The sequence below is a fragment of the Pyrococcus yayanosii CH1 genome, assembly GCF_000215995.1.
Lineage (GTDB): Archaea > Methanobacteriota_B > Thermococci > Thermococcales > Thermococcaceae > Pyrococcus > Pyrococcus yayanosii.
Map to the genome: position 1 here is coordinate 1,656,715 of NC_015680.1, position 13,902 is coordinate 1,670,616.

Sequence of the window (13,902 nt, forward strand, 5' to 3'; positions counted from 1 at the left end):
ATCACCCGATGAAGCTTAGGGCAGACGCTAGGGATATTCACAGGGCCATCCTCAATGAGCTCCGGCGAAGGATTAGGATGAACGGAGCCCTAAGGTTCCTGGAGGAATTTAGGCTTATATCGAGGAGGGAGGAGATTCTAAGGAGGCAGGCCTATCTGAGAGAAGGCTTCTCGAAGATAAAACCGGGCTTGGGGGAACTGTTGAAAATTGTTAGGCCCATAAGGTTCAGGAAGGAATTCCTCCACGACCGCGTTCTCATTGTGGAGGAAGACGAGGTTGAGAAGGCCGAGGAGCTCGGGCTCTGCGAGGTCTCCACGGAGCCCCTCGACTATCCTCTCGTCCTCAGCACGGTAGGCTTGGGAATCGACGTCGAGCTCAAACCTCACCACGTGGCTCCGGAGCTCTATGTGCTACCCCTCTGGGAGAACAGAGACACCTTAAAAGCCTTAGACAGGATAGGTAAGCTGACAGGCGAGGGGAGCGTTGCCGGCCAAATCTTAAGGGAGTTGGAGAGAATTGAACCCATTATGGAGAAACTTAAGCTTGTCGAGACCCTAGACGAGCTTGTTGCTGAGGAGGAGAGACGGCTTAACGAGGCAATTGAAAGGAGACTCGAGAAGTTTCAACTCACGCTCAGCGGTAAGGAGCTCATTGAATTCTTGAAGAGCCTGAAGGAAGGGGACATAGACGATCTCCTCGCAAGATTCTCGGGGCTCAGCGAGGAAATCCTTGAGGAGATAAGGAGAGCTGAGAAGAGGCTCTCAGAGAGGTTGGGCATCGACGCGGAACTCTTCCCAAGGGATGCGGGATATCCGATAGAGGTTCCCTCTGAAAAGATCGAGGCCCTGCGGGAGGCCCTGGAAAGGGAGCTGAAGCTTGAACTCTACCTGGAGAGCCGGAGGATCATCGAGAGGATTCTTCCCCTACTTCCGAGACTCAGGCGGGATATTGAGAGGGCCGAAGAGCTGGAGTTCCTCCGGGCCGTGAAAGAGTTCTCGGAGGGGTTCACGTTCCCGGAGATCGTGGAGGGAGGCGTGGGCTTCGTTGAGGGGAGGCACCTCTTCATAGAGAACCCCCAGCCCGTGAGCTACTTCGTTGGAAAGGCCAGAAAGCCGTTCGAGGGCGTTATGGAGGCCAACGTCCTCATACTCACCGGAGCCAACAGCGGCGGAAAGACATCCCTGCTGGAGCTGATGACCCAGGTGGTAATACTGGCCCACATGGGCCTGCCGGTGCCCGCGAGAAATGCCTGGGTGGAACCCTTAGGGGAGCTCTTCTTCTTCAGAAGGAAGAGGTCAAGCTACGGGGCGGGAGCCTTTGAGACGGCGCTGAAGGGATTCGTAAAGGCCCTAAAGGGAAGTGGCAGGAAGCTGATACTTATAGACGAGTTCGAGGCCATAACGGAGCCGGGGGCGGCTGTGAAAATAATCGCCGAGCTCCTAAGGATAGCACAGGAGAAAGGCTTCTACGTCGTCATAGTTTCTCACTTGGGGGAGAACCTCAAGAGGGAGCTTCCATTTGCCCGCGTGGACGGAATAGAAGCGAGCGGACTGGACGAGAACCTAAATCTTATCGTGGATAGACAACCCAAGTTCGGACAGATAGGAAAAAGCACTCCGGAGCTCATAGTTGAGAGGCTCGTTAGAACAAGCAGGGGGGAGGAGAGGAAGGTCTTCGAGCGAATACTACGGAGATTCAGATGAAATATACATAAACACCTACACAAAAAAGATATACATATTGTTACCAAGGTTATAGGATGAGGTGGTGTGAATGGTGAGAGTTTCGGTAACTACACCCGCGATACCTTTCATATTGACGCTCGTGCCGGCAGCTATAGGTAACGTTACAGTGGCGGCCATAGGCGGACTCGTGGGCGTTGGAATAGCGGCCTACATAAACCTTAAGGAGAGTCCAAAGGAGGTTAGGGGAGGGGACATCGAGGAGTACAAGAGACGCATAGAGCAGAGAGTCAGGGAGATTGAGGAGATACTCGAAAGGATAGCCGAAGGGGATCTCAGCATCGAGGACACCGAGATAAGTGGGGAGCTCGCGGGGATTAGGGAAGCCATAGAGAAGATGAGGAAGAGGCTCAGTGAGCTTGTGCTGAACATAAAGAACGCCGCTACAGACGTCAGCAATCAGACAAAAATAATCAGAGAAAACATAGAGCAGATAGCCGATGCGATAAACCAGGTTGCCGAAGCCATAAACCAGGTCAGCATAGAGGCTCAAAGGGAGCAGGAAAATATCAATCAGATGACGGAGACGATGCGATACATAGACGAAATAAGCAAGGAAACCGCGTCCACGATGGAGGAGTTCGAGGCCTCTATGAGGGAGATGGCCTCCCTTGCAAAGGAGGGCGGTGACAAGGGAAGGGAAGCTCTCGCTCAAATAGAGGAAATAAAGAACATGATGGCGAAGATAGAGGAGACCGTCCGCGGCGTTGCTGAGATGGGCAAGAGCATAGAGAACATAACCAACGTCATAAGCAGCATAGCCGAGCAGACGAATCTTTTGGCATTAAACGCCGCCATAGAGGCAGCAAGGGCAGGTGAGGCAGGAAAGGGCTTCGCTGTCGTTGCCGATGAGATAAGGAAGCTTGCGGAGGAGAGTAAGAAGGCGGCTGAGGATATAAGGGACCTAATAAAGCAGATTGGGAGCAGGATACAGGAAAGCGTTGAGGTCACCCAGCAGGGCGCCGAGGTTGTCGGAACGTCCACGGAGGTCATAAGGGAGAGCGTAGCCTACCTAACGCAGATTGCCGAGATGATGACCGAGATGGAGGCTAAGGCAGCCGAGCTCAAGGAGAAAGTTATCCAGGAGGGCGAGAAGATAGAGGAGGGCCTGAGGTTCCTCGAAAACTTAGCGGCTTCGGCGGAAGAGACGACGGCCGCCGCGGAACAAGTTAGTGCTGCTGCAGAGCAGCAGACTTCGGCCCTGAGCGAGGTCAGGGAGAGCATGAGGAAATTCGATAAGCTTGTAGACATCCTCATGGAAACCATAAGTGTCTTTAAGCTTTCGAAAGAACACGAAGAACAAGTAAAAACTTAATATTCCCTCCCAGTAGTCCAGCTCCTCTCCCTGTACCTGCCCCTAAGCTCTATCTCTTTTATCTTCCTCTTAACCTCTCCAGCTTTTTCTTCTCCCCTGACCTCGGCATAGCCCTCCAGAACAGCCTCGAAGCCCTTCTCGAACCATGTGTAATGGGTGCTCTCCATGGCCCTCTTAAGCAGGTGCAGGTCAACGCCCTGGGCCTCGAGGGTGTCGTCGAAGTCGGCAAGGCCGAAGTCGATTAGATAAACCCTCCCCTCCCTGAGTATCATGTTCGACGTCGTGAGATCGCCGTGGACTATGCCTCCTTCGTGGAGTTTGCCCACCTGCCTTCCTATTTCCCGGCATAGCTCGAGCCTCTCTTCCATCGGAATCCTCTCAAGAAGCTCCTTAAGCCTCTCGCCTTCTATGAACTCCATAACGAGAATCATGTTCTTCGTGTCGACCTCGTAAACGTAAGGAACGTTAACGCCGAGGGCCTTAGCCTTGTGCAGTATTTTGGCCTCTCTCACCGTCCTCTCTTTCCTCAGCTTGATGTCTATCTCGGGTATGCGATAGCGCTTTGGAATCCTGTGCTTCACGATGACTTTTCCCGGAAAGGGGAAGTACAGCTCAGCGAAGTCTGCAACGTATATCTTCGCCTCAGCCCCCTGTTTAATCAGCCTCATGTTCGATCCCCAAAGTCTTGGAAGCACAAAATCCTTATATCTTTACGGCCCCAAGGATAATATGTGATGAGAAATGAAGAGGGCCCAGACAGCACTTGAGTACCTCATGCTCCTCGCGGCCACCCTCGTGCTCGTGGCCGTCGTGGTGAGGGTTGTGAGCTACAGCGTAAGGGAAATCAATTCGAACGTTAAGGAAGTGGCAGAGCAAGTCAGGAGGGAGATACTGGAGAACCTGTGAGGTGAAACCATGGAAATGGTCCCCCTTCTCCTCGGGGTTATTGTGGGTCTTTTCACCTCCTACACGGACCTAAGGAGCGGGTTTATCTATGAGGAGCAGTTCTTCCCAACGTTCTCCCTTCTCTCAAAGATCTGGTGCCGGAGGAGAGGATGCGAATACGAAGTTAAGGGCCCGTACATACCGATCGTCGAGCTTGCAATCCTCTACTACGCCTATGAGAGTATCAAGACGGGGAATTCTATCCACGCCCTCTCCGGCCTTATAGGGCTCCTCGTTGGACTCGGACTTGGGGCACTCCTCTACTATACAGGCGGATGGGCAAGTGGGGATGTCCTCATATTAGGGGCCTATTCAGCGATACTCCCCTACGCACCCCCTTCAGCTCAATATGCCGCCCCCTATGCTACCCTATATCCCCTCAACGCTCTCTCGATATTCTTCGACGGTCTGATAGCCATTTTCCCCTTTATTCTAATCTACGCCCTCGGGGTACTAATCATTAGGGGAAAGTTCGGGAGGCTTCTGGCGGTTTTCAGGGAGGGTGCAAGGTTTACCGTGGAGATAGCCCTCTGGATAAACTTCGCCTTAGGACTTTTCCTGTTCCTCACAGTAGGGCTTAGAATCTCCGTTCCCTCCCTCCTCAGGTGGATAGGGATGGTGCTCATCTTAGCAATCCTCGGGAAGTTCCGGCTCGTGGGGGACGTTCTCGGCCTCGCATCCTTAGCGGTTCTGGTATACCTCGTGGGACCAGCCTACCTCTTTGTCTTCGGGAGAATGCTCCTAATCCTCTACGCCGTAAAGGTACTCTTCTCGGCCGTGAAGGTTCTTAGGACAGAGGTGCTCGTGGAGAAGAAGAGGGTGGAGGAGCTGAGGGAGTGGGACGTGCTCGGCGAGGCCATAATAGAAACATCCGAGGGAATAGTCCGGGACAGGGAGGACTTCTTCTCGAAGCTGAAGAAGGCCATAGCGGATCCGAGGGTTCTCAAGGGGCCCGAGGGCAGAATCATAGCATCACCAACAGTCGAAGGGCTCACGAGAGAGCAGATTGAAGAGCTCAAGAGGCTCGTGGCCGAGGGGCGCTTGGAAAACGAGTTCCTCGTCAGGAAGGCCATGCCCTTTGCCCCCGCTCTCTTCCTCGGCTTCCTGATCTCAGCCTTCTTTGGGGACGTCCTCTGGTGGCTTATGCTGAAGGTTGTGGGGGCATAGATTTTTAATAAAGACCCGTAGCTGAAGACGATGAAGGTGTACAGGCTTTACCTGAAGGACGAGTACCTCGAGATGGTGAGGAGCGGGAAGAAGCGGATAGAGGTTAGGGTCGCGTACCCACAACTTAGGGGGATGAAGAGAGGCGACAAGATAATCTTCAACGACGAGATACCCGCCGAGGTCATATCGGTTAAGCTCTACGAGACCTTTCGGCAGGTTCTCAGAGAGGAGCCCATAGACAAGATATTTCCCGACAGACCAAGCTTCGAGAGGGCCCTCAGAAGATTTCACAATCTCTATCCCAGGTGGAAGGAGAACCGCTACGGTGTCATCGCCATAAGGTTCAGGCTGTTGGGGAGGGAGAGGGATGAAGAACCTTAAGTTCGACGGCCGCTACAAGGAGGACATACTGGCTGGACGGAAGAGGGCCACCATAAGACTTGGTAGGAAGGTCAACCTAAGGCCCGGCGAGGAGGTTCTTATACACGCTGGGGGCTACGTTCTCGGGAAGGCGAGGATAACGAGGGTGGAGACGAAGCCCGTTGCCGAGCTCACTGATGAGGACGCGAGAAAGGATGGATTCTCGAGCAGGGAGGAGCTTATTCAGGCCCTCAGGGAGCACTATAAGTTCGTTAGACCTGATTCCCCCGCCACGATAATTGAGTTCGAGCTTGTCAAGAAGCTAGACAAGCCGATACTCTCCGCGGATTTCCCATACGAGGGCAACAACCCCATAGAGATAGCGGAAATGGCCTTGAGGCATCTTGAAAACTTGTCCTTCGAGGAGGTTGCCCTACTGAAGCTGTTTCTCAGGGAGGGTAGCCTTAGGAAGGCCGCCATGAAGCTCGGAGGTCTCAACAAGAGGTATAAGATAAGAGAGGTCCTCAGAAAGGCCTATGAGGAACTCAAGAAGAGGGGTCTTATGGAGCCCAAGATTTAGACGACCTCTACTTCTAGCTCCTTCCCGTCGCTCCCATATGCCTTTACGTCCTCCTCGGTGTAAGGGAACGCTATTATCACGTGAACGCCACCGAACTTGGAGAAGAACCCCAGGTCCGCCTTGGAGGGCTCCGCGTTAGGTATCGGATGGGAGTGAACCGTGCCCTTTATGCTCTCGTCGGGGGGAAGTAACCAGGGGTCGAAGAACACCGAGTTCCTGCCGAAGTAACCCTTGGGAACTATGAGGACCTCTTCGAAGACTCCGTTATTCTCCCGAAGGAAGCCTGCAAATTCGTTTGGATGAAAGCCCCTAGCAAGCTCTAGGAGGTACTCAAGGAGCTCCTTTCGAATTTTAATTCGCATGGATTTTTTTCGAGATTAAACTTTATAAGACCACCGGCTAAACGTCCCATGGCGAGGGGTGAGATGGACGAGGAGAGGCTCGACCTTGGAATAGAGTTCGAGACAACCGAGGAGATTCCCGTTCCCGAGAGGCTGATAGATCAGGTTATAGGTCAGGATCACGCCGTCGAGGTCATAAAGACGGCCGCCAAACAAAGGAGGCACGTCCTTCTCATTGGAGAGCCGGGAACGGGCAAGTCCATGCTGGGCCAGGCGATGGCCGAGCTCTTGCCAACGGAGAACCTTGAAGACATCCTTGTCTTCCCGAACCCCGAAGACGAGAACATGCCTAGGATAAAGACGGTGCCCGCCTGTCAGGGTAGGAAGATAGTTGAGGAGTACAGGAAGAGGGCGAGAGAGCAGGAAAACGTTAAATCGTACCTTCTCCTCTTCGTCTTCTTCGTCGTTGCCTTGGCCGTCCTCATGAGCCGCGGCGATCCAAACACATTACTTCTCGGCCTTTTCGTGATAATAGTTAGTATAATGGCCGTATCAAATCTCCGCTTCAAGACCCAAGTCCTCGTCCCCAAGCTTCTCGTGGACAACTGCGGTAGGAAGAAGGCCCCCTTCGTTGATGCAACTGGAGCGCACGCGGGAGCACTGCTTGGCGACGTGCGTCACGACCCGTTCCAGTGCTTTAGTGGAAACGAGAGCGTTATTATCAGGGAGAATGGAAAGACAAGGGCTGTAAAGCTCAGGGACTTCGTTGAAAATGCCCTAAAGAACCCATCGGGAGAAGGAACCGACGGAGACGTTAAAATAATCTACCACGACTTCAGGGATGAGGGCGTTGAGGTTCTAACGAGAGAGGGCTTCACAAAGCTCCTCTACGCCAACAAGAGGGTTGGAAAGCAGAGGCTGAGGAGGATAGTTAACCTTGAGAAGGACTACTGGCTCGCCCTAACGCCCGATCACAAGGTCTACACCGCCAGTGGACTTAAGGAAGTCGGGGAGCTTACAGAAAAGGATGAACTCATCAGCGTCCCCGTCACTGTTCTCGACGAGTTCGATATCGCCAGAACCTACGGCGAGGAGGACAGGCTGAGGGATTGCCTCCGCTGGAGGGAGCACCGCGAAAGGATCGGCTATGGTTATAAGGGGGCGAAGCTCAGGTCCCTCAAGATGGCAGAGGAGCTCAGAAAGTGTGGTCTTTTACCGCTCAGGAGCGACGACGAGAGGCTTGAGAAAGTTGCCCTCCTGATGGGAGCGCTCTTCAGCGACGGGAGCATAGATAAGAACCTCAACACGCTGAGCTTCATCTCAAGCGAGAGGGAGGCCGTTGAAAGGTTTGTTGAGGCCCTCAAGGAGCTCTTTGGCGAGTTCAACTACGAAATCAAGGAGAACTGCGAGGCAAGGGGAAGGAGCGTTCTATTCAGGACGTGGGACAGAAAGATTATAAGGTTCTTCGTGGCCCTCGGCGCTCCAGTTGGCAACAAGACGAAAGTCAAGCTTGAACTCCCGTGGTGGGTCAAGCTGAGGCCATCGCTGTTTTTGGCCTTCTTCGACGGCCTCTACAGCGGCGATGGTAGCGTTCCAAAGTTTGCTAATTATAAAGACGGCATAAAGTTCAACGGAACCCTTGAGGTGGCCCAGCTAACCGATGAACTCGACAAAAAGCTGCCGTTCTTCGAGGAACTCGCCTGGCACCTCGGTCTCTTTGGAATAAACGCCAGGGTCAGGGTTGACGGGACAAAGGGCAAGCACAAGGTCAGGCTTATCCTTTCCCAGTCGGTGGACAACGTTCTAACCTTCCTTGAGTTCGTCCGGATAAGCCTCTCCCCAGTGAAGAGGGAGAAGTTCCTCGACGAGGTTGAGAAGTACTTAAATGGGGCAGGCGATTCAAGACACTCAAACAGGCTCGACGAGCTCAGGAAGTGGCTTGAGCGCGTGAAGAAAGGCGAGAGGAGAACGTTCGTTGAGACCTGGGAAGAGGTTGAGGTAACCTACAACCTGACCACCGAGAAGGGCAACCTGCTCACCAACGGCCTCTTCGTCAAGAACTCCGGTGGATTAGGCACACCAGCCCACGAGCGTGTCGAGCCCGGCATGATTCATAGGGCTCATAAGGGCGTCCTCTTCATCGACGAGATTGCGACGCTCAGCCTCAAGATGCAACAGAGCCTCCTCACGGCAATGCAGGAGAAGAAGTTTCCGATAACTGGCCAGAGCGAGCTTTCGAGCGGAGCCATGGTGAGGACAGAACCCGTGCCCTGCGACTTCATTCTGGTTGCGGCGGGCAATCTCGATACAATAGAGAAGATGCACCCCGCCCTGCGCTCCCGTATAAGGGGTTATGGCTACGAAGTTTACATGAGGACGACGATGCCGGACACGATAGAGAACCGGCGCAAGCTCGTTCAGTTTGTAGCCCAAGAGGTCAGGAAGGACGGCAGGATACCCCACTTCACCCGCGATGCAGTCGAGGAAATCGTAAGAGAAGCTCAAAAGAGGGCTGGGAGAAAGGGCCACCTGACTCTCAGACTCAGGGACCTCGGTGGAATAATTAGGGCTGCAGGTGACATAGCCGTAAGGAAGGGCAAGAAGTACGTGGATAGGGAAGATGTGCTAGAGGCCCTCAAGCTCGCGAGGCCCCTTGAGAAGCAGCTGGCTGACTGGTACATCGAGAGAAAGAAGGAGTACCAGGTTATCCTGACAGAGGGCGGCGAGGTAGGCCGCGTTAACGGCCTTGCCGTAATAGGAGAGCAAAGCGGTATAGTCCTGCCAATCGAGGCGGCGGTTGCGCCGGCGGCGAGCAGAGAGGAAGGCAAGATAATCGCAACGGGCAAGCTCGGCGAGATAGCGAGGGAAGCAGTTCAAAACGTATCCGCGATAATCAAGCGCTACAAGGGTGAGGACATAAGTCGCTACGACATTCACGTCCAGTTCCTTCAGACTTACGAGGGCATCGAAGGGGATTCGGCAAGCATAAGCGTCGCGACCGCCGTCATCTCAGCCCTCGAGGAAATTCCTGTGAGGCAGGATGTCGCTATGACGGGCTCTTTAAGCGTTCGTGGTGAGGTTCTGCCCGTAGGGGGGGTGACACCGAAGATTGAGGCCGCGATAGAGGCTGGCATAAAGACCGTCATAATCCCGAAGGCCAACGAAAAGGACGTCTTCCTGAGCCCAGATAAACGCGAGAAGATAAACATAATTGCCGTCGAGAGGATAGATGAGGTTCTCGAGGTAGCCCTCGAGGAGAGCGAGAAGAAGAGGGAGTTAATAGAGAGGATAAGGAGGAGTCTCCCGATAACGGGGAAGGGGTGAGGAGGTTGCTCGTGGCGAGACCCTGCACAAGTATGGGAGGAATCCTTGTCCAGCTCTACTTGTGGGAAGACGTGAAAATTGACCTCAAAAAAGTGGCCCAGAAGCTTAAGGAAAGGGGCTATCAAGTTAAGACTCTCATACCGGGAATCATGTTAATAGCGGTTATTGATGGCTTCAACGTCAGCGTTTACCCGAGCGGGAAGATCATAATAAAGGATCTCAAGGACACCAAGGAGGGAGAGAGAATAGCCCGGATAATATACGAGCTTGCGGGGGTAAGGGTTGAGGATTGAACTCCTTCTAATTTTCATCATACTCTGGGATGGATACTACTTCTTCAGCTACTTGTTCAGCCTCCTGAGGCGCTACAGAACGAAGAAGTGGATGCCCTCTGTGAGTGTCATCATACCGGCATATAACGAGGCCGAGAACATAGAGAGAGCCGTGAGGGCCGCCCTCGAGCAGGAATACCCTGTTCTCGAGGTTATAGTTGTTGACGATGGTAGCGAGGACGACACCTTTGAGAGGGTGGCTCGCATAAACGACCCCCGCCTTAAGGTCTTCAGGAAGGAACATGAAGGAAAGGCAAAGGCCCTAAACTTTGGTATAGCAAAGGCTAGGGGGAAAATTATCGTTACAACGGACGCCGATTCTTATATGGACCGAAAGGCCGTAGAAAAGCTCGTGGAGAGGTTCTACTCGGAGGACGTGGTTGCTGTAGGTGGCCAGATAAGGGTCATTCCCGAGTCGTTCCTATCCCTTGCCCAAGACGTGGAGCACTTGAGGATAGCGATGTATCGTAGGGCGAGGGAACTCGAGAACCTGAGCCTTGCACCGGGCCCCCTCTCCGCCTTCAGGAGAGAGGCCCTAGAGAAGATTGGGGGGATAGTGGAGAGCACCGTTGAGGACTACGCCACAACGAAGGCACTCAAGCAGTTGGGTCACGTAGTTTATGCTCCTGAGGCCAAAGTCTTCACGAAGATGCCGACCTCCCTGAAAGCCCTCTGGACCCAGAGAACTAGGTGGTTTCTTGGAGATCTGCGGCATGTGAGCATTAAAGATCTCGCCAGACTCCTCCTTGGCGACTTCATAACTTTCTTGGATATAATCGTCCCTCTACTCCTAATCCTCGAAGGCAACTTTTCCCTGCTCGCACTCTTCTTAGTCTTTGAAATCCTGACCATACTTATCCCCCTGAGGCTCGAGGGAGGGAATATAGTTGAAGGGCTGCTCTTCCCGATTTTCCTCTGGTTCTGGGCCGTTTTCTACCTCGCCGTTCACATCTACGGCTACGTGACAACCCTCAGGAACAAAACCTTTTAAGTCTCGGAGCCCAATTCCAACACTGGGAGTGGTATGGAGGGATGGCTATGAGATTTCGGGTGCTTAAGCTCGACGTCGGTAAGAGGGAAATCTCAACGGAAGACTTCGAGAAGGAAGACGTCTTCGGAATCATTGACTATGGAATCCACCTCCACTCAGAGGTTTACAAGAGCTACGAGGTCGAGCCCTATGACCCAAGGAACATCGTTGTGTTCGGTAAGGGACCCTTTGCCGGCTCCGCGCTCCCCGGGTCCCACAGGCTTATGTTCTTCTTCCGATCACCTCTCTACGGTGTCCTTATGCCCTCGGCGATGGGAGGGGCCGCGTACCAGTTCCAGCACGTTGGAGTGGACTTCGTGGTCGTGGAGGGGAGGGCGGAGAAGCCCACCGTCGTCGTGCTCAAGAACGATGGTGAGAGGCTCGAGGTGAACCTTCTTCAGATGGAGCTTGATAAGGTCATCGAGATTTGGAGAGGTTACAAGGGTGAAGAAGGTGTCTATGCACTCACCCAATACCTCCTCGACACCTTAGGAAAGGAGTTCGAGGGAATGAAATTCAGGATTGCCGTCGTGGGGCCCGCGGCCCTCAACACAAACTACGGAGCCATATTTTCTCAGGCGCTGAGGAACGGAAAGCGTATGGTTGGAAGCGAGGACTGGGCGGCACGCGGCGGTCCCGGTAGCGTTCTGCTAAGAGCTCATAATGTCGTTGCAATAGCCTTCGGTGGAAAGCCGAGGAAGAAGGCCTTCCCAGGGGAGGACATCGGGAGCTTCAAGACCGCCAAAGGCATAGTGGAGGGCGTCCACAAGAAGCCCTACAACGAGGTCGTGAGCGAGAAGACCGTCAAGTACAGGTTCAATCCCAAGCTTAACACGGGGGGAACCTTCGGCGGCAACTATCCGGCCGAGGGCGACCTCGTGCCCATCCTGAACTGGCAAATGCCTTACATCCCGAAGGAGGACCGCATAAGGATTCATGAAAACATAATGAAGCACTACTGGGGGCCCTTCAACGAGGAGGCCATCAAAACCAAGAATTGGACGACCTGCGGTGAGCCTTGTCCGGTCGTGTGTAAGAAGCACCGTAGGGGCCATCACGTCGAGTACGAGCCTTACGAGGCCAACGGTCCACTGAGCGGAAGCATAAGCCTAAGGGCGAGCGACATAAGCGTCCACGCCGTTGACGCCATGGGCTTTGATGCCATAGAGTTCGGAGGAACCGCCGCTTGGATCCTTGAGCTGGTCCACAGAGGCCTGCTTAAGCCCGAAGAGGTGGGTCTAAGTGGGAAGCCAGAGTTCACCAAAGAGGCCCTGCTCGAGAAGCCCGTCGAGACCAGCGAGGTGAACGCGAAGCTCGTGGCCGAGTTAGCTCACAGGGTTGCCTTCGCCGAAAACGAGATAGCTAAGATAATCGGACTTGGCAAGAGGAAGGCCAGCAGGATACTCGATGAGAAGTTCAAGGACAGACTCGCCTACGGGGAAAGCTTCAAGGACTACGGCGTCTTTGTGCCGCTGGGAGAGGATGGTGAGATAACTCCAACGATGTACTGGGCCATAGGCAACTACATACCACTCCCGATTCAGGGTCGGTACTGGACGTTTTATCAATTCGGCGTCTTCCTTGAGCCCGAGGAGCTGGCCCAGAAGATAGTGGCGAGCGCTATTTGGGAGTTCTGGTATGACAACGTCGGGTGGTGTAGATTCCACAGGGGATGGATGAAGCCCGTTTTGAAGGTCCTCTTCATGGAGGCATACGGCGTCAACGTGGATATGGAAGAGCACGCGAAGAAGCAGATGAGGAAGCTCATAGAGTACGCCAAGAAGGCTGGCTACGAGCCCGTGTTCTGGGATTCCATGAGGGTCATAGACCTCGTGGCTGCCGGCGCCGAGGAGTTCGGCAATGAGGCGTGGGCCGAGCGCTTTAAGGCCGACAAGATTGGAACCGCCAAGGAATACCTGAAGAGGGTCCTCAGGACCTACAGCCAGCTACTGGGTGTTGAGTGGGAGATTTAAGGGGGTGTGAAGGGTGATTAAGGCGGTTTTCTTCGACTTCGTTGGAACCCTCCTCAGCAAGGAGTCGGAGGAAATTACGCACCTCAAGATAATGGAGGAGGTCGTGAGGAAGGCCGGTGCTAACGTATACCCCGAGGAGCTCTTTAGGGAATACGAGGCCATGACCTCGAGGGCATTCTTGCAATATGCTGGCAAGCCCTTCAGGCCCATAAGGGACATAGAGGTTGAGGTTATGAAAGAGCTCGCTGAGAGGTACAGTTTCCAGCTCCCCGGCGACTTCTGGGAGATTCACCTTCGGATGCACCAGACCTACGGAAGGCTGTACCCTGAGGCCATTGACGTCCTGAAGGAGCTGAGGGAAAAGGGTTACCACGTGGGCCTTATAACGGACTCGGACAATGACTACCTCAGGGCCCATCTAGAGGCTCTTGGAATAGCTGGGCTCTTCGATTCCATAACGACCAGCGAAGATGCAGGTTTCTTCAAACCGCACCCGAGGATATTCGAGCTTGCACTTAAGAAGGCAGGAGTAAAGGGTGAGGAAGCCCTTTATGTCGGGGACAATCCCCTGAAGGACTGCAGAGGCGCCAGGCAGCTCGACATGCTTTCCGTGCTGCTTGACAGAACAGGAGAAAAAAGGGAGCTCTGGAAGGAGTGCGAGTTCGTCGTGAGCGACCTCAGGGAGATTCTAAAGATATTGGAAGAGTTAAGCAGATCCTAACTCTCCAGGGTCGGTAACGGCAGGGCTCATCACAGCTCAGAGGTAGCGATTTTCGTCATCCTCTTTTCTTCT

Annotated in this window: 13 protein-coding genes; 11 read left to right on the forward strand and 2 right to left on the reverse strand. The window is 53.8% G+C overall.

Annotation, left to right across the window (positions count from 1 at the left end; all coding sequences use genetic code 11):
- Positions 1-8: 8 nt before the first annotated feature.
- Both PYCH_RS09105 and PYCH_RS10325 read left to right on the forward strand, forming a co-directional pair.
- Positions 9-1,703: a MutS family DNA mismatch repair protein gene (locus PYCH_RS09105; protein ID WP_013906568.1), complete on the forward strand. Its 1,695-nt coding sequence runs from the start codon at positions 9-11 to the stop codon at positions 1,701-1,703.
- A gap of 70 nt (positions 1,704-1,773) precedes the next feature.
- Positions 1,774-3,057, forward strand: a complete 1,284-nt coding sequence (locus PYCH_RS10325; RefSeq protein ID WP_013906569.1) for a methyl-accepting chemotaxis protein — start codon at positions 1,774-1,776, stop codon at positions 3,055-3,057.
- On the opposite strand, the gene PYCH_RS09115 is transcribed toward PYCH_RS10325, so the two are convergent.
- Positions 3,054-3,725 carry a Kae1-associated kinase Bud32 gene (locus tag PYCH_RS09115; protein ID WP_013906570.1) on the reverse strand — a complete coding sequence of 224 codons (672 nt, stop codon included), beginning with the start codon at positions 3,723-3,725 and terminating at the stop codon, positions 3,054-3,056. The genes PYCH_RS10325 and PYCH_RS09115 overlap by 4 nt on opposite strands.
- Before the next feature lie 73 nt (positions 3,726-3,798).
- Between PYCH_RS09115 and PYCH_RS09700 the strand changes: the two genes are divergently transcribed.
- The 4 genes from PYCH_RS09700 to PYCH_RS09130 are packed head-to-tail and all read left to right on the forward strand — an operon-like array spanning position 3,799 to position 6,109.
- Positions 3,799-3,963, forward strand: coding sequence for a class III signal peptide-containing protein (locus PYCH_RS09700; protein ID WP_013906571.1), 165 nt, complete (start codon positions 3,799-3,801; stop codon positions 3,961-3,963).
- 9 nt (positions 3,964-3,972) lie between these two features.
- Positions 3,973-5,169: an A24 family peptidase C-terminal domain-containing protein gene (locus PYCH_RS09120; RefSeq protein ID WP_013906572.1), complete on the forward strand. Its 1,197-nt coding sequence runs from the start codon at positions 3,973-3,975 to the stop codon at positions 5,167-5,169.
- 30 nt (positions 5,170-5,199) lie between these two features.
- On the forward strand, positions 5,200-5,550 hold the full coding sequence (locus PYCH_RS09125) for an ASCH domain-containing protein (RefSeq protein ID WP_013906573.1): 351 nt from the start codon (positions 5,200-5,202) through the stop codon (positions 5,548-5,550).
- Complete coding sequence (locus PYCH_RS09130; RefSeq protein WP_013906574.1) at positions 5,537-6,109, forward strand: ASCH domain-containing protein; 573 nt, start codon at positions 5,537-5,539, stop codon at positions 6,107-6,109. Before PYCH_RS09125 ends, PYCH_RS09130 begins: the two co-directional genes overlap by 14 nt.
- Here PYCH_RS09130 and PYCH_RS09135 read toward each other — a convergent pair.
- The gene (locus PYCH_RS09135) at positions 6,106-6,471 is read right to left on the reverse strand and encodes a Mov34/MPN/PAD-1 family protein (protein ID WP_013906575.1); all 366 of its coding nucleotides are present in this window, start codon (positions 6,469-6,471) and stop codon (positions 6,106-6,108) included. The genes PYCH_RS09130 and PYCH_RS09135 overlap by 4 nt on opposite strands.
- Before the next feature lie 48 nt (positions 6,472-6,519).
- Between PYCH_RS09135 and lonB the strand changes: the two genes are divergently transcribed.
- Genes lonB through PYCH_RS09160 form a run of 5 tightly spaced genes read left to right on the forward strand, consistent with a single transcriptional unit; the run spans position 6,520 to position 13,830 of the window.
- On the forward strand, positions 6,520-9,774 hold the full coding sequence (lonB, locus tag PYCH_RS09140; RefSeq protein WP_013906576.1) for an ATP-dependent protease LonB: 3,255 nt from the start codon (positions 6,520-6,522) through the stop codon (positions 9,772-9,774).
- Between the two features lie 5 nt (positions 9,775-9,779).
- Entirely contained in the window at positions 9,780-10,067 is a 288-nt protein-coding gene (locus PYCH_RS09145; protein ID WP_013906577.1) for a hypothetical protein, read from the forward strand.
- Entirely contained in the window at positions 10,057-11,097 is a 1,041-nt protein-coding gene (locus PYCH_RS09150; RefSeq protein WP_013906578.1) for a glycosyltransferase, read from the forward strand. The genes PYCH_RS09145 and PYCH_RS09150 overlap by 11 nt, the downstream gene beginning before the upstream one ends.
- Before the next feature lie 47 nt (positions 11,098-11,144).
- Positions 11,145-13,109 carry a glyceraldehyde-3-phosphate:ferredoxin oxidoreductase gene (gene gor / locus PYCH_RS09155; protein ID WP_048058316.1) on the forward strand — a complete coding sequence of 655 codons (1,965 nt, stop codon included), beginning with the start codon at positions 11,145-11,147 and terminating at the stop codon, positions 13,107-13,109.
- A 13-nt stretch (positions 13,110-13,122) separates the two neighbouring features.
- A complete protein-coding gene (locus PYCH_RS09160) occupies positions 13,123-13,830 on the forward strand; it encodes a TIGR02253 family HAD-type hydrolase (RefSeq protein WP_013906580.1) in 708 nt (235 codons plus the stop codon).
- Positions 13,831-13,902: the final 72 nt, after the last annotated feature.

Excerpts from the sequence above, each read along its gene's own strand:
- PYCH_RS09105 (WP_013906568.1), top strand. The coding sequence starts at position 9 with ATGAAGCTTAGGGCAGACGCTAGGGATATTCACAGGGCCATCCTCAAT.
- PYCH_RS10325 (WP_013906569.1), top strand. The coding sequence starts at position 1,774 with ATGGTGAGAGTTTCGGTAACTACACCCGCGATACCTTTCATATTGACG.
- PYCH_RS09115 (WP_013906570.1), bottom strand. The coding sequence starts at position 3,725 with ATGAGGCTGATTAAACAGGGGGCTGAGGCGAAGATATACGTTGCAGAC.
- PYCH_RS09700 (WP_013906571.1), top strand. The coding sequence starts at position 3,799 with ATGAAGAGGGCCCAGACAGCACTTGAGTACCTCATGCTCCTCGCGGCC.
- PYCH_RS09120 (WP_013906572.1), top strand. The coding sequence starts at position 3,973 with ATGGAAATGGTCCCCCTTCTCCTCGGGGTTATTGTGGGTCTTTTCACC.
- PYCH_RS09125 (WP_013906573.1), top strand. The coding sequence starts at position 5,200 with ATGAAGGTGTACAGGCTTTACCTGAAGGACGAGTACCTCGAGATGGTG.
- PYCH_RS09130 (WP_013906574.1), top strand. The coding sequence starts at position 5,537 with ATGAAGAACCTTAAGTTCGACGGCCGCTACAAGGAGGACATACTGGCT.
- PYCH_RS09135 (WP_013906575.1), bottom strand. The coding sequence starts at position 6,471 with ATGCGAATTAAAATTCGAAAGGAGCTCCTTGAGTACCTCCTAGAGCTT.
- lonB (WP_013906576.1), top strand. The coding sequence starts at position 6,520 with ATGGCGAGGGGTGAGATGGACGAGGAGAGGCTCGACCTTGGAATAGAG.
- gor (WP_048058316.1), top strand. The coding sequence starts at position 11,145 with ATGAGATTTCGGGTGCTTAAGCTCGACGTCGGTAAGAGGGAAATCTCA.